At 71.6% G+C, this 18398-nt stretch carries 14 protein-coding genes; 13 read left to right on the top strand and 1 reads right to left on the bottom strand.

Annotated features, from left to right (window positions below):
* Window positions 1-24: 24 nt before the first annotated feature.
* Genes ACIRR8_RS07545 through ACIRR8_RS07500 form a run of 10 tightly spaced genes read left to right on the top strand, consistent with a single transcriptional unit; the run spans window position 25 to window position 9814 of the window.
* A complete protein-coding gene (locus ACIRR8_RS07545) occupies window positions 25-303 on the top strand; it encodes an acyl carrier protein (RefSeq protein WP_404060193.1) in 279 nt (92 codons plus the stop codon).
* On the top strand, window positions 300-1661 hold the full coding sequence (locus ACIRR8_RS07540) for a TrpB-like pyridoxal phosphate-dependent enzyme (RefSeq protein WP_404060190.1): 1362 nt from the start codon (window positions 300-302) through the stop codon (window positions 1659-1661). The genes ACIRR8_RS07545 and ACIRR8_RS07540 overlap by 4 nt, the downstream gene beginning before the upstream one ends.
* A complete protein-coding gene (locus ACIRR8_RS07535; protein ID WP_404060187.1) occupies window positions 1658-2845 on the top strand; it encodes a hypothetical protein in 1188 nt (395 codons plus the stop codon). The genes ACIRR8_RS07540 and ACIRR8_RS07535 overlap by 4 nt, the downstream gene beginning before the upstream one ends.
* Complete coding sequence (locus tag ACIRR8_RS07530; RefSeq protein ID WP_404060184.1) at window positions 2842-4359, top strand: class I adenylate-forming enzyme family protein; 1518 nt, start codon at window positions 2842-2844, stop codon at window positions 4357-4359. The genes ACIRR8_RS07535 and ACIRR8_RS07530 overlap by 4 nt, the downstream gene beginning before the upstream one ends.
* Window positions 4343-5635: a type III PLP-dependent enzyme gene (locus ACIRR8_RS07525; protein ID WP_404060182.1), complete on the top strand. Its 1293-nt coding sequence runs from the start codon at window positions 4343-4345 to the stop codon at window positions 5633-5635. The genes ACIRR8_RS07530 and ACIRR8_RS07525 overlap by 17 nt, the downstream gene beginning before the upstream one ends.
* The gene (locus tag ACIRR8_RS07520) at window positions 5635-5910 is read left to right on the top strand and encodes an acyl carrier protein (protein ID WP_404060179.1); all 276 of its coding nucleotides are present in this window, start codon (window positions 5635-5637) and stop codon (window positions 5908-5910) included. Before ACIRR8_RS07525 ends, ACIRR8_RS07520 begins: the two co-directional genes overlap by 1 nt.
* Window positions 5907-7106 (top strand): acyl-CoA dehydrogenase family protein, encoded by a 1200-nt coding sequence (locus ACIRR8_RS07515; RefSeq protein ID WP_404060177.1) that lies wholly within the window; start codon window positions 5907-5909, stop codon window positions 7104-7106. The genes ACIRR8_RS07520 and ACIRR8_RS07515 overlap by 4 nt, the downstream gene beginning before the upstream one ends.
* Window positions 7099-8232, top strand: coding sequence for an acyl-CoA dehydrogenase family protein (locus tag ACIRR8_RS07510; RefSeq protein ID WP_404060174.1), 1134 nt, complete (start codon window positions 7099-7101; stop codon window positions 8230-8232). Before ACIRR8_RS07515 ends, ACIRR8_RS07510 begins: the two co-directional genes overlap by 8 nt.
* Entirely contained in the window at window positions 8229-8870 is a 642-nt protein-coding gene (locus ACIRR8_RS07505; protein ID WP_404060171.1) for a 4'-phosphopantetheinyl transferase family protein, read from the top strand. Before ACIRR8_RS07510 ends, ACIRR8_RS07505 begins: the two co-directional genes overlap by 4 nt.
* Window positions 8861-9814, top strand: coding sequence for a hypothetical protein (locus tag ACIRR8_RS07500; RefSeq protein WP_404060169.1), 954 nt, complete (start codon window positions 8861-8863; stop codon window positions 9812-9814). Before ACIRR8_RS07505 ends, ACIRR8_RS07500 begins: the two co-directional genes overlap by 10 nt.
* A 134-nt stretch (window positions 9815-9948) precedes the next feature.
* Here ACIRR8_RS07500 and ACIRR8_RS07495 read toward each other — a convergent pair whose 3' ends face one another.
* The gene (locus ACIRR8_RS07495; protein ID WP_404060733.1) at window positions 9949-11127 is read right to left on the bottom strand and encodes a PP2C family protein-serine/threonine phosphatase; all 1179 of its coding nucleotides are present in this window, start codon (window positions 11125-11127) and stop codon (window positions 9949-9951) included.
* Window positions 11128-11459: 332 nt separating this feature from the next.
* Here ACIRR8_RS07495 and ACIRR8_RS07490 point away from each other — a divergent pair, with 332 nt between their 5' ends.
* From ACIRR8_RS07490 to ACIRR8_RS07480, 3 genes are all read left to right on the top strand, one after another.
* The gene (locus ACIRR8_RS07490; protein ID WP_404060166.1) at window positions 11460-13907 is read left to right on the top strand and encodes an ABC transporter family substrate-binding protein; all 2448 of its coding nucleotides are present in this window, start codon (window positions 11460-11462) and stop codon (window positions 13905-13907) included.
* Window positions 13908-14264: 357 nt separating this feature from the next.
* Window positions 14265-16136 (top strand): translational GTPase TypA, encoded by a 1872-nt coding sequence (gene typA, locus ACIRR8_RS07485; protein ID WP_404060164.1) that lies wholly within the window; start codon window positions 14265-14267, stop codon window positions 16134-16136.
* 637 nt (window positions 16137-16773) lie between these two features.
* Window positions 16774-18396: an ABC transporter substrate-binding protein gene (locus tag ACIRR8_RS07480; protein WP_404060161.1), complete on the top strand. Its 1623-nt coding sequence runs from the start codon at window positions 16774-16776 to the stop codon at window positions 18394-18396.
* The last annotated feature ends 2 nt before the right edge of the window (window positions 18397-18398 follow it).

The following is an 18398-nucleotide window of genomic DNA, read 5'->3' as shown; positions in this document are numbered from 1 at the left end:
CCCAACCCCTCACGGAGCTCTTTCATGATCACAGGACTGGACCGGGCGGCGGTCGCCACCACCGTCAAGCGCGTGGTGCTCGCCGAGTCCCGCCTGCCGCTGCAACCCTCCGAGGTCGACGACCACGAGCCCCTCAACGGGGAGCTCCTCCAGGTCAACTCGCTCGGATTCGTCGGCATGCTGGTGCTGCTGGAGGACGAGCTGGACATCGTCCTGCCCGACGACCTCTTCGTAGGCCGCAGCTTCCACACCGTGAACGACCTCATCGAGGTCGTCATGCTCGGAGCGGAGGAGGGCCGATGATCACCACGCAGTTGCCCACCACCTGGCGCAGCGTCCTGCCCCACCTCGACGAACCCCTGCCCCCCGACCGCACCCCGCCCTCCGCCGGCCGCGACGGCGTACAGGTCAACCTGCCGATGGAGCTCGTCCGCCAGAGCGTCCTGCCCCGCGAGCACTGGGACATCCCCGCCGAGGTCGCCGACGCCTACCGGTCCTTCCGGCCGACCCCGCTGTGGCGGGCGCGGGCCTTCGAGCGCGCCGTCGGCGCGCGGGTGCCGATCTACGTCAAGTACGAGGGCGGCAACATCTCCGGCAGCCACAAACTCAACACCGCGCTCGCCCAGGCCTACTACTACGCCAAGGCCGGCGTACGGGAACTGGTCTCGGGCACCGGCGCCGGACAGTGGGGGACCGCGCTCGCCGCCGCCTGCGCCCTGTTCGGGATGAAGTGCACCATCTTCATGGTCGACGGCAGCCTGCGCCGCAAGCCCTACCGCGGAACACTGATGCGTACCCTCGGTGCCACCGTGCACGCCAGCCCGAGCACGCTCACCGAGGTCGCGACGCAGAGCGAGGCAGGCGTCAACAGCCTCTCGCTCGCCATCGGTGAGGCGGTCGAGTACGCCGGCCGCACCGAGGGCGCCGCCTTCTGCATCGGCAGCGGCGAGACGTACAGCATCCTGCACCAGTCCGTGATCGGCCTGGAGGCCATCGACCAGCTCGCCGGGGTCGAAGCCGACATCGACGCCGTCGTCGGCTGCGTGGGCGCCGGCTCGAACTTCGGCGGCATCGCCCTGCCGTTCCTCGCCGCCTCCGCCACCGCCGGCACCGACGCGCCCCTGCTGCTCGCCGCCGAGTCCGCGACCACGCCCAAACTGACCCGGGGCACGTACGCGTACGACCGCACGGACGCCACCGGCACCGGTCCGATGGAGGCGATGTACACGATCGGCAGCTCCTACCCGATCCCCGACTCGCACTCCGCCGGGCTGCGCTTCCACGGCGCCGCCAAGGTCCTCTCCGCACTGCGCCACCGCGACCGCATCGCCGCCACCGCCATCGGCCAGGTCGACGCGCTCGACGCGGGACGGCTGTTCACGCGCAGCGAGATGGTGCTGCCCGCCCCGGAGTCCGGGCACGCCCTCGCGGCCGCCGCCCGGCTGGCCGCCGGCGGAGCCGACGCCAACAGCGGTCCGGTGCGCGCCGAGAAGGGTGTCGTCGTCTGCGTCAGCGGCCACGGCTACCTCGACCTCGGCGCCTACCAGCAGCTCCTGGACGGCGAGTTGAGCGACGCCGCGCCCGACAGCGAGCAGCTGCGCCGCGCCATGACCGGACTGGAGCCGGCCCAGGAATCCGCCGGGACGGGAGCGAGCGCGTGAGCGGCACCCCTCCCACCACCGCGGACTGCGCCCTCTTCGACTGCGTGCAGGTCAACCTCGCCGTCCTCGCCGACCGCTGGCACGGCCCCGGCACCCACCGGGCGCTCGGCGCCGTCCTGCGCTTCGCCCCGAGGCCCGACGCCGACGGTCTGCCCTCCGTGGAGCCGACCGTGGCCGACCACCTCGCCGACGCCCGCCGGCTGCTCGGACTGAGCGTCGTCGCCGAGCGGAGCACCGACCCCGGCGAGCCGCTCCGGCCCGAGCCCGGCCACTACGTCGTGGCCGACGCCTACCACCTGCCCTGGCTGCCGTACGCGGGCCACCGGCACATGGAGCACAGCTTCCTGCTGGAGGGCGACGCGCACGCCCCGGTCGTCCTCGACGGCTACCACAACGAGACGCCGTGGGGCAGCGCCCGTCCGCTCACCCGGAGCATCACCGCAGAGGAGCTGGCCGCCGCCGTCCCCGGACCCGCGACCAGCATCGTCCTCGCCCCGTCCGACCCGTCCCCGGCAGCCGCCGAACCCGACCTGGGCGGGGGCGCGGCGGTCGACGCGTATGTCGCCGCCTACGCCGAGCACCCGGACCGGACCGTCGCCTTCGACCGGCTCACTCTCCAGACGTGGCTGCTGGCCCGCTCCCGCAAGCTGCACGCCCGGTTCCTCGACGACCGCGACCCGGCCGGCGGCCAGGCGCGGGACGCGCACGTCCGGGCCTGGGAATCCCTCGCCGAGAGCGTGTACGTCGGGTACCGCAGGGTCGCCAGAGGGCGCCCAGAACCGACCGGCACGTTCGACCGGCTCGCCGCCCAGCTCCATGCCGACCGGACGGCCTTCGGGACCACGACCGGCTCCACCGCACCGGCCGGCACCGAGCCCGCCGAGGTGCCCGCCGCCCTGCGCGAGAAGGTCGCGCACACCGTCGCCGACGTGCTGGGCACCGACCCGGCCACGGTCCTGGGGGCCGGCTCCCTCGCCGACCTGGACCGCTTCACCTCGTTCCGGGTCGTCGAGATCATCGAGCGCCTGGAGCGGGACCTGTCCGTCGAGTGCGCCGCCGACGACCTCGTCCCCGAGAACCTCCACCACCTCGACGGCATCGGCCGCATCGTCCACACCGCCCTGCGCGCCGCACCGCAACCGGTGCCGGCCCGCGTCGCCGTCCGACCGGGAGGGAACCGGTGACCGCACACCCCGACCTTCTGCACGCCTTCCTCGACCGCACGGCCGCCGACCGGCCGGACGCGCCCGCCGTCAGCAGCGGCGGTGAGACCCTCACCTACCGCGCGCTCCACGACGGCTCCCGGCGGCTGGCCCGCTGGCTCCTGGAGCGAGGACTCGAACGCGGCGACCGGCTCGTCGTGTGCGGGCCCGGCTCCGTCCTCCAGCCGGCCCTGCTCTACGCCGCGTCCCGCGCCGGCATCACCTTCTCGCTCCTGCACGAACAGACCCGCGGCATCCAGCTCGACCACGTGCTCGACGACTGCGAACCGGCGCTGCTGGTCACCGACAACGCCGACGCGGCAGCGGCGGCCGAGCGGCGGAACGTGCGTACGGTGGACACCACGGCCCTCACGGAGGTGGCGTTCGCCGACACCCCCGTACCGGAAGAGGTGCCGCCGGGACCGCTCGCGGTCGATCCGGTCTGCCTCATCTACACCTCCGGTACGACCTCGCTGCCCAAGGCCGTCGTCAGCACGCACCAGCAGCTGACGTTCGCCGCCCGCGCCATCCAGTCCGTGCTCGGATACCGGCCCGACGACGTCGTCTACAGCCCCCTGCCGCTCTCCTTCGACTACGGCCTCTACCAGCTGTTCCTGTCCACCCTGGCCGGAGCCCACGTCACCCTCGGCCGACCCGCCGAGGTCGGGCCGGCGCTCCTGACCAACCTGGTGCGCGCGAACGCCACCGTCCTGGCCGCCGTCCCGTCCGTGGCCGAGGCGCTCGCCCGGCTGCTGCGGCGCGCCCGGGGCCGGGGTGCCCCGCCGCTGCGGCTGCTCACCAACACCGGTGCGGCCATGCCCGGCGAGACGCTCGCCGCCCTGCGCTCCGCCCTGCCCGACCTGCGCGTCCAGCTGATGTTCGGACTCACCGAGTGCAAGCGGGCCACCATCATGCCGCCCGACGGCGACCTCACCCGGCCCGGTTCGAGCGGTCGCGCGCTGCCGGGCACCGAGGTCTTCGTCCTCGACGAGGACGGCAACCGGCTGGCCCCGGGCGAGATCGGCGAGATCGTCGTACGCGGTCCCAACGTCATGTCCGGCTACTGGCGCCGCCCCGAGCTGACCGCCCAGCGGTTCCGCCGCGTCGAGGGCCTCTTCCCGCAGCTGCACACCGGCGACTACGGCTGGGTCGACGAGGACGGCTTCCTGTTCTTCGACGGCCGCCGCGACGACATCTACAAGGCGAGCGGCTTCCGCGTCAGTGCCACCGAGGTCGAGGCCGCCGCCCGCAGGGTGCCCGGCGTCACGGCCGCGGCCGTGCTGCCTCCGCAACCCACCGCGCCGGCACTGCTGTTCGTGGTGGGCGACGTCGATGCCGGCCAGGTGCTCGACGGCATGCGCGAGCAGATCGAGGAGTTCAAGATCCCCGGACACTGCCTCCCGCTGGACGCGCTGCCGCTCACCGGCAACGGCAAGGTCGACCGCAAGGCGCTGGCCGCCCTGACCGAGGAGGCCGTCCGTGTCCGCACCCGCTGAATCCCTCGCCCGGCCGCTGGGCCTGGACCCCGCCGTACTGGCCGGCATCCCGACCCCCACGTACGTCTACGACCTGGCGGAGGTCCGCCGCAACCACAGCGCCCTGCGCGCCGCGCTCCCCGACGGCAGCGGCCTCTACTACTCGCTGAAGGCCAACGCGCACCCGGCCCTCCTGCGCACGCTGCGAGCCGAGGGAGCCGCCCCCGAGGTCTGCTCCAGCGGCGAGCTCGACGCCGCCCTGGCCGCGGGCTGGCCCGCCGCCGAGGTCCTCTACACCGGCCCCGGCAAGCGTGACGCCGAGGTCGACGCGGCCGTGCGCGCCGGGGTGCGCCACTTCTCCGTCGACTCGCCGCACGCCATCGAGCAGCTGGACCGGATCGCCGCCGGGCACGGCGTCCGTGCCGAGTACCTGCTGCGGATCAACGACGACCAGCCCGTGCCCGGCCAGGGTCTCGCCATGACCGGTGTCGCCTCGCAGTTCGGCGCGGACACCCGCTGGGTGCTGGCGGAACCGGCCCGGTTCGCCGGGCGGCCGCACGCCGAACTGACCGGCCTGCACCTGTACATGGGCACCAATCTGGCCCAGCCCGAAGCGCTCCTGGGCCAGTTCGCCCGGTCGCTCGACACCGCCAAGACCCTGCGCGCCGAACTGGCCCGGCACGGCGCGCGTATCCGGGTCCTGGACCTCGGCGGCGGCTTCGGCGCGCCCTTCGCCACCGCCGGGGAGCGGATCGACCTGACCGCCCTGCGCCCGGAACTGACGGAGCTGCTCGACCGGGAACTGCCCGGCCGGGGCTCCGACGGCACCCGCGTCGTCTTCGAGTCGGGCCGCTACCTGGTGGGCACCGCCGGCGTGCTGCTGACCTCCGTACTGGACGTCAAACGCTCGCACGGCAAGGACGTCGTGACCCTGGAGTCCGGCATCAACCACCTCGGCGGCATGCCCGGCCTGCGCCGTCTGCCCCCGCTCAACCCCCACCTCGTCGCCCCATCGGGCGAGGAGCGGCCCGCCGACGTGGAGACCCTGGTCACCGGGCCGCTGTGCACCCCGCTCGACACCTGGTCCCGCGCGGCGAAGCTGCCCCCGCTGCACCCCGGGGACGTGCTCGCCGTGCCCAACGTCGGCGCGTACGGCCTCAGCGCCAGCCTCGTCGCCTTCCTCGGCCACCCGCTGCCGACGGAGGCCGTCGTCGACGGCGACGCCCCCGGCCGCGCCCCCGAACTCACCCGTGTCCACCTGACCCGCACCGCCGAACCCGCCTCAGGAGTGAAGTGATGGACCCCCGTTTCACCGAAGCGCTCACCCCCTTCCTCAAGTTCCTCAACGGCCAGGAGATCGACCCCCAGGCCTCCCTGCGCGGATACGGCCTGGACTCGATGCAGGCCATCGAGTTGCTGTTCGCCCTGGAGGACGCCTTCGAGGTGACGCTGCCCGACGACGCCATGAACGACGCCACCTTCGCCACCGCCGACGCTCTGTGGCGGGCCGTGTCCGAGGCGCTGGAAGCGCAGCACGGCGGCGCGGGCACCACCACGGCGGCCGTCGCATGACCGCCCCCACCGCGCTGCTGGAATCCCGCCCCGCCGGCCCCGGCACGCTCGGCATCGACGAACGGCTCGCGGAGGTCGCGGCCGTCACCGCCGACCACCTCGCCCGGCACGAGCGCGACGCCGACTTCCCCGTCGAGGCGCTGGCCGCGATGCGCACCACCGGCCTGCTCGGCCTGCTCGTCCCGCGCGAGTACGGCGGTCTCGGCGGCACCACCGCCGACGTGATCCGGGCCGGGGTGGCCCTCGGCCGGGTCGACATGTCCACCGCGATGATCCTGGTCATGCACTGCCAGCAGGTCGCCGCCCTGGTCCGCTTCGCCGGTCCCCGGCTGCGCGACGACGTGCTCCCGGAGATCGCCGCCGGCCAGCAGTACCTCGCCTCCGTCACCACCGAGGCGGGCAAGGGCGGCCACCTGCTGACCTCACACAGCGCCCTCGCCACCGACGACGACGGCCTCGTCCTGGACCGGTTCGCGCCGATCGTCACCGGCGGCGAGCACGCGGACGCCTTCCTCGTCACGATGCAGAGCCCCGGCACCGAGAACGCGCAGGAGGTCTCCCTGGTCTACGCCCACCGCGACCAGCTGAGCGTCGAACGCTCCGGCGACTGGGACCCCCTGGGCATGCGGGCGAGCCACAGCGTCGCCCTGCGCCTGTCCGGGACCGTTCCGGCCCACCAGGTCGTCGGTGAACACGGAGACTTCCACACCGTCGTCACCTCCGTGTTCGGACCCATGGCCCACCTGGGCTGGTCCGCCTGCTGGCTCGGCACCGCGGCCGGAGCCCTCTCCCGCGTGGTGAAACTCCTGCGCTCCCCGCGCACCCGCGGCCGGGCCGACCTCGACTCCGAACTGCTGCTCACCCGGCTCTCGCGGACCCGGCAGCGCATCGACACCGTGCACGCGCTGCTCCAGCACACCCGCACCGCCCTGGAGCAGGCTCCGGACGTGACCGCCCCCCGGACGCAACTCCTGCTGAACGGACTGAAGATCACCGCCGCCGAGGAGTGCCACCGGGCCGTCGACGAGCTGGTGGAGGCCGTCGGGATGCGCCACGGCTACCTCAAGGACTCGCCCACCCGGCTGGAGCAGAGCCTGCGCGACCTGCGTTCCGCCGCGCTCAACTACAGCAACGACCGGCTCCACCTCGTCGACGGCAAACTCACCCTGCTCGACTCCGAGGTGCGTCTTGACTGACCTGCCCACCATCCGGGCCCCGCGGCCCCCGGCCCCGCCACCGGAGGCCGCCGACGCCCTGGCCGCCCTGCCCGGGCACGCCCCCGCCGCACGCGTGTGGGAGGCCTGCGGGGCGGCGGGGCTGATCGGGGGACTCTACGACGAGCAGGGCACGGTGGTCCCACGGCGTCTGGCGGACCTCCTGGCGGCCGTCGACGCCCGCGGCGACAACGGCGCCACGCTCAGCGTGCTCGTGCAGGCGGCGAGCGCCCTGCCGGTCCTGGTCACCGAAGCGCCCGGCGAGGGGCCGGTACGCCAGGCGCTGGACGGGGTCCGCTCCGGCCGGCAGACCCTCGCCCTGGCCGCCACCGACAGGGATGCCGCCGGTTCCGACCTCGCCGGGCTCACCACGGCGGTGGACATCGGCCCCGACGAGCTCGTGCTGCGCGGCGGCAAACGCTGGATCACCACCGCCTGCGCCGCCGACTGGTTCCTGGTGCTCGCCCGGCACCGGCCCGGCCGGCACTTCACCAGCTTCACCTGGGTCCTGGTGCCGTCCGGCGCCCCCGGGGTCCGGGTGACCCCCGCAGAGACCGATCTGCTGCCCGGCTCCGCCACCGGACACGTCGAGTTCACCGACGTACGGCTGGCCCCCGGTCACGTCGTCGGCCGGCCCGGACGCGGCATGGCCGCCTTCGCCCGCCACATGGGCACCGAACGGCTCGCCGGAGCCCAGTGGGCCCTCGCCCTCACCGGCAGAGTGCTCGCCGACACCAAGGAACGACTGACGCTGCGCACCGTGGACGGCACCCCGCTGTGGCAGAACCCCGCCGTACGCCAGCGCTACGCCACCTGCCTCGTACAGGTGCGACAGCTGCGGGCGCTCTGCGACCAGCTCGGCGACCGGATCGCCCGGCAACGGGACCTCGCGGCGGCGGCCCTGCTCAAGAGCGCGGTCGGTCTCACCGTGGACCCGGTCCTCACGGCCTGCTCACAGCTGCAAGGGGCGGACGGCCTGGCGCGGGACGGGGCCCAGCGCATCCGTGCCGAGGCCGCCGTGTTCGGCATCGGCGGCGGAGTCACCGAACTCGTCCTCGACGCCGTCGCCGACCACGCGGACCAGATCCTCGGGGAGCTGAGCCCGTGACCGCGACCCCCACCCGCGTCGCCCCGGACGTCTGGGTCGCCACCGGAACGCGCGACCGGTGGCGCGCCGCCGCCGCACACGCCGAGGATCTGGCCGCCGCGGCACCGCTGCCGCACCCGCGCCGGGCCGAATACCTCGCGGGCCGCGCCCTGCTGCGCCACCTGCTCCGGCTCACCGTTCCCGAGCACGCGGAGGCCTCCGTGCGGACCGACGGGCACGGGCGGCCCTACCTCGAAGGCGCTCCGGACACCGGCATCAGCATCTCCCACGACGGGGATACGGTGGCGGCCGCCGTGGGCCGCCGCCACCGGGTCGGCGTGGACGTCCAACTCCCGTCGCGGAGTGTGCCCGACGGTCTGCTGCGCCGCTGTCTGGGCCCGCACGCCGACCACGTACGAACCCTGCCCGCACGGCGGCGCGCTCTCGAACTGGCCTGGGTGTGGACCGTGCAGGAAGCCTGCGTCAAAGCCGCCGGCACCGGACTGTCCGGCAGCCCCTGGACCATCGACGTGCCGCCCGGACACCGGCAGGGTACCTGGGGCGCCTACCGCTGGATCAGCCTGCGCGACCACTCCCGCACTCCCTTGAGCTGTGCCTACACCCGCCTCGACGATGCTCGGGAGACCCTGTGTTCCTGACCGATGTCCCCTCCACCATGCCGGGCCTCAGCTGCTACACCACCAACCTGCTGGCCCACCTGGCGCCGGACCTGCCCGACGTCCGGCGGCGGCTGGCCGGCGGCGTCCGGCTCGCCGTACGCACCGACCTGCCGGCCGGGCACCTGGCCTTCTCGCACCATCCGCGTATCGACACCGGCGACGACGGCAGCCGCCTGGAAGCGGCCGGTGCACCCGACTGGGCCGGCACGCGCGAGGCCCTGCACCACCTGCTGCGCCGGGACGGCCGGGTCCTCGCCGCCGGGAACGTCCGCCATCTGCCCTGGTCGCCGGCGTACGGTCAGATGGACGCCCCGCACTGGTTACTGGTCCGGGAGCACCGTGACGGCCGCTGGCTGATCGCCGACCACTTCGCCGCCCTCACCCCCCACGGCGACCAGGAACCCTTCCGCGGCTGGATCGAGGACGCCCAGCTCGCGGCGGCTCTCGCCCCGACCGGGGAGCCGGCACCGGAGATCGCCCGGCGCGACCGTCTCGCCCTCGGCGAGGAGATCTCCCTCCCGCCGCACGACCACTACCGCTGGTTCGCGCGCGCACCCGCCCCACCGGACCGGCAGACCGGCGGGACACCCGGACCCGGTACCTGGATACTCGGGCTCGACCCCGCGCTGGAACACGTGTCCCAGGTCCTGTGCGCGGACCCGGACGCGGTGACGCGGCACGTCGACGACCTGTGGGCGGCATCCCGCCACCACACCTTCAGGCTCGCCTTCGACGTCGCGGCCGGCACCGCCGACTCCGACAAGGCGGCGGCCGTCTCGACCGCCTGGGAGGAGCTGCCCCGGGCGCTGAGGTTCGCCGCCCAGTCCGCCGCCCGCGGCCGTCCCCGGCCGGGGGCGATCGAGCGCTCGGTGGATCAACTCCGCGCGGCGCTCAAGGACATGCCGGCAGCCGACGGGGCGTGACAGCGGGCCGGCCCGGACCGCCCCGGGCCGCGCCCCGGGGGGTCGGACCGGGTGCCGCACGGGATCGACGCCGGTGAGTCGTACGACGCACGTCATCGGCGCGGGGCCGCCCGGGTGTCCCGGCCGTGCGGGGCTCAGGCGCGTGGCCGGCCGGTCTCGCTCCGGGGGCCGTTCCAGTCCAGGCACAGGACCGTGGCGTCGTCCTTGGGCGGGCGGCCGCCGTAGGCGTCGGCCACCGCGGTGATCACCGTGCGGACGACCTCACGCGGGTGCTCCGCGGCGGTCCGCGCAAGGAGTCCGGGCAGGTCGACCGTCTCCGCCTCGCGCTCCTGCACGCCGTCGGTGTACAGCAGGACGCGGTCGCCGGGGCGCAGGTCGAAGTCCTGGATCCGGTAGGCACCCTGCGGAGGGAAGCCGAACGGCATGTCGACCCGCAGCGCGACCTCCGCGACCTGGCCGTCGCGCATCCGGAGCGGTGCGGGATGGCCGGCGTTGACGAGCTGGGCGCGGCTCCCGTCCAGGGCGACGCGGAGCAGCTGGCCGGTGGCGAAGGTGTTGGTCCCGTGGTCGAGGAGGGCCTGGTGCATCTGGCGGGCCTGTTCGGCCAGATCGGTTCCGGCGCGGCGGGCGCCGCGTGAGGCGTTCACCGCGAGCGTGGCGATCAGCGAGGCGTTGACGTCGTGGCCCATGGCGTCGGTGACGGACAGGTGCAGGGCGCTGTTGTCGAGGCTGTAGTCGTAGGTGTCCCCGGCGATGTCGGAGGCCGGGACCAGCGCTCCGGCGAGAGCGAATTCGACCGCGTCGCAGGAGGGAGCGGAGGGCAGGAGCTGGCGCTGGATCTCCGCCGCCAGGCTGACCGGCGTGGTGCGGTTGCCCCAGTGGTAGAGGTCGGTGAAGCGGCGGTCGGTGACGATGATGTACGCCAGCGCGTGCGCGGCCTCCGCGACCTGGGCCAGTACGTCGTCGGTGACGGTGTCGAGGAACAGCTCCAGCACGCCGATGGCGTCACCGCGGTTGGTCACCGGCGCGAGGACGCGCTGCCCCTTCCCGTCCTGCCCCTCCCGCACCGGCTTCTGGGACCGCAGCACCTTCTCGTAGATGCCGCTGCCGGCCAGCGGCACCGGCTCGGTCCGGTGCTCCTGGGAGGTGCCGGCCATGTCGCTGACCCGCAGCAGGCGGTTGCCGACCATGTCCACGAAGAGGAACGACACGTACCGCGCACCGAACCGGGTGCGCAGGTCGCGCGCCACGACATCGACCGAATTCACCGGTGCGGCATCCCGCGCGGCCGCCAGCACCGAGGCCAGTTCCATCCCGTCACCCGCCACCACAGCCTCCTCAGTAGGACGTGCTTATGCCCTCCCTGCCCCGGTTCAGTGCCGCCGGGTACGCAGCCGGGTTCGCCGGATGTCCTCGTACACCGTGGGGGCGCGCACCCGGCCGACCGTGCGCTGCTTCTGAGGAATCGTTCCTCCGGGTGGGTGAGCTTGCGGTCTCCTTCCGCCGTGTCGGCTGTTCCTCCCGCGCGGGGGCGCTTTCAGTGGGTCACAGGAATCAGTGTGATCAACTGCAAATGCCATCAGATACGCACTATCCGGTCCATTCCGGTGCGGGGTGGTCCGGGACGGCCCCGGAGGTATCAGCCATGTCCCACGTCGGCGTCCCGCGCGGGACGGTACGAAAGCGCCGCTCGCTCGCGCTCCTCACGGTGGGGGTGCTCACGATCCCCGCGCTGGCGGGGTGCAGCTCCGACACCGAGGACACCTCCCGAGGGGTCCCGCAGGACATCGCGCCCGCCGCCCGCGACCGGGTCGCCGACGGATCCACGGTGAACTGGGCCGTTGACGCGATGCCCACCACCCTCAACGCCTTCCAGGCGGACGCCGACAGCGCCACCACCAAGATCACCGGGGCCCTGCTGCCCACGCTCTTCGCGATGGACGCGGCCGGGCAGCCCAAGCTCAACCCGGACTACCTGGAGTCCGCCAAGATCATCGAGCGCGAGCCGAAGCAGGTCGTCCTCTACAAGCTCAACCAGCAGGCGGTCTGGAGCGACGGCCGCGAGATCGGCGCCCCCGACTTCGTCGCCCAGTGGCGGGCGCTCAGCGGCAAGGACTCGGCCTTCTGGACGGCCCGCAACGCCGGTTACGAGCGGATCGAGAAGATCGAGCGCGGCGCCGACGACCTCCAGGTCCGGGTCACGTTCGCGAAGCCGTACGCGGACTGGCGCTCGCTCTTCTCGCCGCTCTACCCGAAGGAGATCACCGGCTCGCCGGACACCTTCAACGACGGCGCGCGCACCGCGCTGAAGAACACCGCGGGGCCCTTCCAGCTCAAGAGCGTGAGCAAGGCCAAGGGGACCGTCACCCTCGTTCGCAGCCCCCGCTGGTGGGGCGATAAGGCCAAGCTGGACAGCCTCGTCTTCCGGGCCGTCGCGCCCAAGGACCGCACCAAGGCCCTCGCCGACGGCACCGTGCACATCGCCGACATCGACGCCACCACCGCCGACCGCATCACCCTCGCCCTCCGCGACGGCAGCAACGGCCAGCCGCTCACCCACGGCCCCGGCGCCGACCTCACTCCCGCCGCCGCGCTGCGCTCCTGGGCCCTGGCGCACGGCTCCGACGAGGAGCAGGCCGAGATCGCGCAGGCGGCCCGCGAGAAGACCCGCAAGGCCGTCGCCGCGTACGGGGCGGAGCAGAAGGCCCTGCGCGGCTATGCCGTACGCAAGTCCCTGGAGCCCGCCTACACCCAGCTCGCGCTGAACGGCGAGTCGGGCCCGCTCGCGGACGACCGGGTCCGCCGCGCGGTGGCCCGAGCGCTGGACCGGCAGGAGATCGCCGAGACCGTACTGAAGCCGCTCGGGCTCCCGGCGAAGCCGCTCGGCAGCCACCTGGCCCTGGCCGGGCAGCCCGGCTACAAGGACGGCAGCGGGGCGCTCGGCGACCAGAACACCAAGGAGGCCCAGGCGCTGCTGGCCGACGCGGGCTGGACGCAGGGCGGTGCGGCGGAGAAGCCGAAGGACACCAAGGCAGGCAGCGAGGCGGAGAAGAAGGACAGCAAGGAGGAGGAGAAGGACAGCAAGGACAGCAAGGACAGCAAGGAAGGCACGGAGAAGACCGAGGCGGACGAGGAGAAGGCCGAGAAGACCGACAAGGACGAGAAGGCCGAGGAGAAGGCGGAGAAGAAGGCCGGCGAGACGGACGACCGGGCCGCCACCGGCTCCGACGACAGCGCCGCCTCCCGCGCCGAAGGCCTCTACATCGTCGGCCAGGACGACAAGCCGGGCGCGGGACCCGTCCAGGGCCCGGACGCCTCCGGCGCCATCCGCATCCTGGCCCCCTCCCAGGCCGCCGCCGCCCAGAGCCTCGCCCTGCTCCGCCAGGCGCGCGCCCTGAGCGAGGACGGCTCCGCCGCCGACACCGCCGCCAAGGCCAACGCCCAGGACAAGCAGCCCGGCGGAGCCGCCGGCGCGTACGCCCCCCTGGGCACCGCCGCACCCGCACCCGCCTCGGTGCAGGGCCCGCTCGGCAAGGACGGCAAGACGCTGACCCTGCGCTTCGTGCTCCCCTCAGGGCCCGGCTCGCAGTCGCTGCGCGGCGTCGGCGACAAGATCGCGGCGATGCTGGAGAAGATCGGCATCGGTACGGAGATCACCAAGGTCCCCGACGAGAGCTACTTCAAGGACCACATCGCCTCCGGCGACTACGACCTGGCGCTCTACTCCTGGCCCGCCACGGCCTACCCGGCCACCGACGGACGCCCGATCTACGCCAAGCCGGAGCCGGCCACCGACGGTTCGCTCCTCGTCGAGCAGAACTACACCCGGGTCGGCACCGACCACATCGACCAGCTCTTCGACCAGGCGGTCGCCGAGCTCGACGAGAAGGCCTCACGGGAGCTGATGAAGCAGGCGGACGCCCGGATCTGGGCGGCCGCCGGATCGATTCCGCTCTTCCAGCGCCCGCAGCTCGTCGCGGTGGACAAGAAGCTCGCGAACATCGGTGCCTTCGGTTTCGCGGCCCCCCGTTATCAGGACATCGGGTTCACGGACCGGCAAGCGGCAGGTTCCCCCGCAGACCGCAAGAAGTAGCAGGTCAGCGGAGAAAATAGCAGGTCAACGGTTTGCACAAGCTCAGATGCTGCTCAAAACCCTTGCCCGTCGGAGACCCCGGCGGGCAAGGTGGTATCCGCCCTGACCCGGGCCGTCCGACCTCCTCACACCCTCCCCCCACGCGGTCCTCCACCGGCCGTCGCCGCTTCTTGACATGAGCTGAATATCGGCTGAATCACACGGGAAGACCGCCTCCGCGGATCGGCCCGGGAAGCCCGGCGTGCGCGGGGCCCGTACCATGGGACGAGCCGTGGCGTGCCGCCCGGCGGGCGTACGAGGACTCGAAGACCGACTGAGACGCCTGATCCCACGATCCGAGAGAAGCGCAAGCCACCCATGCCCACGCGCCACGACATCCGTAACGTAGCCATCGTCGCCCACGTCGACCACGGCAAGACCACGCTGGTCGACGCCATGCTCAAGCAGGCCGGCTCCTTCGCCGCGCACGCTGCCGAGTCGCTCGACGACCGCATGATGGACTCGAACGACCTGGAGCGTGAGAAGGGCATCACGATCCTCGCCAAGAACACGGCGGTGAAGTACCACCCCAAGGACGGCGGGGACCCGATCACGATCAACATCATCGACACCCCCGGCCACGCCGACTTCGGTGGTGAGGTCGAGCGCGGTCTGTCGATGGTGGACGCGGTCGTGCTGCTCGTCGACGCCTCCGAGGGCCCGCTGCCCCAGACCCGCTTCGTGCTGCGCAAGGCGCTGGCCGCGAAGATGCCGGTCATCCTCTGCATCAACAAGACGGACCGCCCGGACTCCCGGATCGCCGAGGTCGTCGACGAGACGTACGACCTGTTCCTGGACCTGGACGCGGACGAGGACCAGATCGAGTTCCCGATCGTCTACGCCTGTGCCCGTGACGGCGTCGCCTCGCTGACCAAGCCCGAGGACGGCACCGTCCCGCAGGACAGCGAGAACCTGGAGCCGTTCTTCTCCACGATCCTCAGCCACGTCCCGGCCCCGGAGTTCGACGAGGCCGCGCCGCTCCAGGCCCACGTGACCAACCTGGACGCCGACAACTTCCTCGGCCGTATCGCGCTCTGCCGCGTCGAGCAGGGCGAGCTGCGCAAGGGCCAGACCGTCACCTGGATCAAGCGTGACGGCACCATGTCCAACGTCCGCATCACCGAGCTGATGATGACCGAGGCGCTCACCCGCAAGCCGGCCGAGGTGGCGGGCCCCGGTGACATCTGCGCCATCGCCGGTATCCCGGACATCATGATCGGCGAGACCCTGGCCGACACCGAGAACCCGATCGCGCTGCCGCTGATCACGGTCGACGAGCCGGCCATCTCGATGACCATCGGCACCAACACCTCGCCGCTCGTCGGCAAGGGCGGCAAGGGCCATAAGGTCACCGCCCGCCAGGTGAAGGACCGCCTGGACCGCGAGCTGATCGGTAACGTCTCGCTCCGCGTCCTGGACACCGAGCGCCCCGACGCCTGGGAGGTCCAGGGCCGTGGTGAGCTCGCGCTCGCCATCCTGGTCGAGCAGATGCGCCGCGAGGGCTTCGAGCTGACCGTCGGCAAGCCCGAGGTCGTCACCAAGCAGATCGACGGCAAGGTCCACGAGCCGATCGAGCGCATGACGATCGACTCGCCCGAGGAGCACCTCGGCGCCATCACCCAGCTCATGGCGACCCGCAAGGGCCGCATGGAGACCATGACGAACCACGGCTCCGGCTGGGTCCGCATGGAGTGGATCGTCCCGTCCCGCGGCCTCATCGGCTTCCGTACGGAGTTCCTCACGCAGACCCGCGGTACGGGCATCGCGCACTCCATCTTCGAGGGCCACGAGCCGTGGTTCGGCGAGCTGCGCACCCGTCACAACGGCTCGCTGGTGGCGGACCGTTCGGGTTCGGTGACGCCGTTCGCGATGGTCAACCTCCAGGAGCGCGGTGTCATCTTCACCGAGGCCGGCACCGAGGTGTACGAGGGCATGATCATCGGCGAGAACTCCCGCGCCGACGACATGGACGTGAACATCACCAAGGAGAAGAAGCTCACCAACATGCGTGCGGCCTCCGCGGACACCACGGAGAACGTGGTCCCGGCCCGCAAGCTCTCCCTGGAGCAGTCCCTGGAGTTCTGCCGCGAGGACGAGTGCATCGAGGTGACCCCGGAGACCGTGCGGATCCGCAAGGTCGTCCTGGACGCCAAGGAGCGCGGCCGCACCGCCTCCCGCGCCAAGCGCTGACGCCAGCCCCGCGGCAGCGGGCACGTAACCCGGTAGCCGGGTGCTGGGACGGTTCTCGGCGCCCGGCGGTACGGGGACCGAGTACGGCGAGATCGGTCCGGCCTTCCACGACCTGTGGAGGCCGGACCTTTCGCTTGTCCCGTACGCCGGCCTTCCCGTTTCCCGCGGCCGCAGCCGGAACGTGCCGCCGGAAACATCCTGATGGAGCGTCACCATCCGGTCCGACCGGGTCGGCAATACGCCTGTCAGGGCCCTGGTTCCGGTGGGAGAATGCGGTTCAGGACAGGTCGGTACGCAATCCATTTTCCTGATGCATGTGTCCGGTTATCGGGCGTCGCCCTCCGGAAGTTGCGTTAACAGTCCGTTTCGCGGGCGTCTGTCTAGGATCACTTTGTCCGGATTTCGGGCATCCGAGGACCGGTGATGTTGTCAAACCGAGACCCTTTAAGTGTGGTTTACGGCCCGGTCGTACTCAATAGTTGGCTCCATTGAGCTCGGGTCAATGGGTCACGCGCTGTGGGGAGCGCCGACTCACGAGCACACTTCAGGGTCACTGTTCATCGCCGTCAGGGGTGTCGGCGACGTTCCAGTGCCCCTCTCGTAGTGATCAAAAGTGGACTCTTGAGGAGGAGAACCCATGCGTGGTTCCAAGATGGTCGGGTGCGCGATAGTCGTCGCCCTGGCTGCGACCGCCTGTGGCGGTGGCGGTAGCGACGAGGGCGACAAGGGCTCGTCCGGCGGCGGGTTCAGCATGAACATCGCCGAGCCCAAGCGACTCATCCCGCAGTCGGTCACCGAGTCCGGTGGCTCGCAGGTCCTGTCGGGCCTGTTCACCCCGCTCGTCGACTTCGACTCGAAGAACGAGCCGGTGCTGGCCGCCGCGGAGTCCATCGAGAGCCCGGACAACAAGGTCTGGACGATCAAGATCAAGGACGCCACCTGGCACGACGGCAAGCCCGTCACCGCCAAGGACTACGTCGCCGCCTGGAACTGGGGCGCCTACGGCCCGAACACGGCCGACGGCAACTACTTCTTCAGCACCATCCAGGGCTACGACGAGATGAACCCCGTCGACCCGGACGGCGAGGAAGGCCCGAAGAAGGCCGCCGCGCCGAAGGCCAAGGAGCTCACCGGCCTCAAGGCCGTCGACGAGAAGACCATCGAGGTCACCCTCAAGGCCCCGTTCGCCGGCTACAAGTCGGTCCTCGGCTACACGGTGTTCTACCCCGTGCCCGAGGCCGCCCTCGCCGACGTCAAGGCGTACGAGGAAGCCCCGATCGGCCAGGGTCCGTTCCAGATGGACGGCAAGTGGAACCACGACAAGTTCGTGAAGGTCAAGGCCTACCCGGACTACAAGCTCGGTGAGAAGCCGAAGGTCGACTCGGTCGAGTTCCGGATCTTCCAGGACCAGAACACCGCGTACAACGACCTGCTCGCCAACAACCTCGACATCGTGGACCAGATCCCGACCGAGGTCATGGGCACCGCCCCGAGCGAGCTCGGTGACCGCTTCAAGACGTCGCCGGCCTCCACCTTCCAGTTCGTCGCCTTCCCGACGTACGACAAGAAGTACAGCGACCCGCGCGTGCGCAAGGCCATCTCGATGGCCATCGACCGCGACGAGATCATCAAGGTGGTCTTCCAGGGTTCGCAGTCCTCCGCGCGTTCCTTCGTCTCCCCGGTCGTGGGCGGCTACCGCGAGGACACCTGTGGCGAGGCCTGCAAGTTCGACCCCGCCGCCGCCAAGAAGCTGCTCGCCGAGGCCGGCGGCATCGCCGGTAACAAGATCAACATCGGTCACAACGCCGATGGCGGTCACGAGCAGTGGATCAACGCCACGTGTGACCAGCTCAAGAAGAACCTGGGCCTGGAGTGCGTGAGCCAGGCCGTGCCGAAGTTCGCCGAGCTGCTGACGCAGGTCGAGAACAAGAAGTTCTCCGGCATGTTCCGCATGGGCTGGATCATGGACTACCCGTCCATGGAGAACTACCTGGGCCCGCTGTACACCACCAACGGTTCCTCGAACTACTACGGGTACAGCAACAAGGACTTCGACCGCCTCGTCTCCGAGGGCCGTCAGGCCAAGACCGAGGAAGAGGCCATCGTCAAGTGGCAGGCCGCCGAGGACATCCTCGCCAAGGACATGCCGGTGATCCCGCTGCGCTTCGGCAAGAACGTCTTCGGTCACTCGACCAACGTCAAGAACGTTGAGCTGAACGTGTTCAACCAGGTTGAGCTCACCAAGGTCGAGAAGTCCTGACC

The organism is Streptomyces sp. NPDC101178 (assembly GCF_044767965.1).
Lineage (GTDB): Bacteria > Actinomycetota > Actinomycetes > Streptomycetales > Streptomycetaceae > Streptomyces.
This window is presented reverse-complemented; position numbering and strand designations above follow the sequence as displayed.

Bases quoted from the DNA above. Each gene is read 5' to 3' on its own strand.
- ACIRR8_RS07545 (WP_404060193.1), top strand. From the start codon at position 25: ATGATCACAGGACTGGACCGGGCGGCGGTCGCCACCACCGTCAAGCGC.
- ACIRR8_RS07540 (WP_404060190.1), top strand. From the start codon at position 300: ATGATCACCACGCAGTTGCCCACCACCTGGCGCAGCGTCCTGCCCCAC.
- ACIRR8_RS07520 (WP_404060179.1), top strand. From the start codon at position 5,635: ATGGACCCCCGTTTCACCGAAGCGCTCACCCCCTTCCTCAAGTTCCTC.
- ACIRR8_RS07515 (WP_404060177.1), top strand. From the start codon at position 5,907: ATGACCGCCCCCACCGCGCTGCTGGAATCCCGCCCCGCCGGCCCCGGC.
- ACIRR8_RS07495 (WP_404060733.1), bottom strand. From the start codon at position 11,127: ATGGAACTGGCCTCGGTGCTGGCGGCCGCGCGGGATGCCGCACCGGTG.
- ACIRR8_RS07490 (WP_404060166.1), top strand. From the start codon at position 11,460: ATGTCCCACGTCGGCGTCCCGCGCGGGACGGTACGAAAGCGCCGCTCG.
- typA (WP_404060164.1), top strand. From the start codon at position 14,265: ATGCCCACGCGCCACGACATCCGTAACGTAGCCATCGTCGCCCACGTC.
- ACIRR8_RS07480 (WP_404060161.1), top strand. From the start codon at position 16,774: ATGCGTGGTTCCAAGATGGTCGGGTGCGCGATAGTCGTCGCCCTGGCT.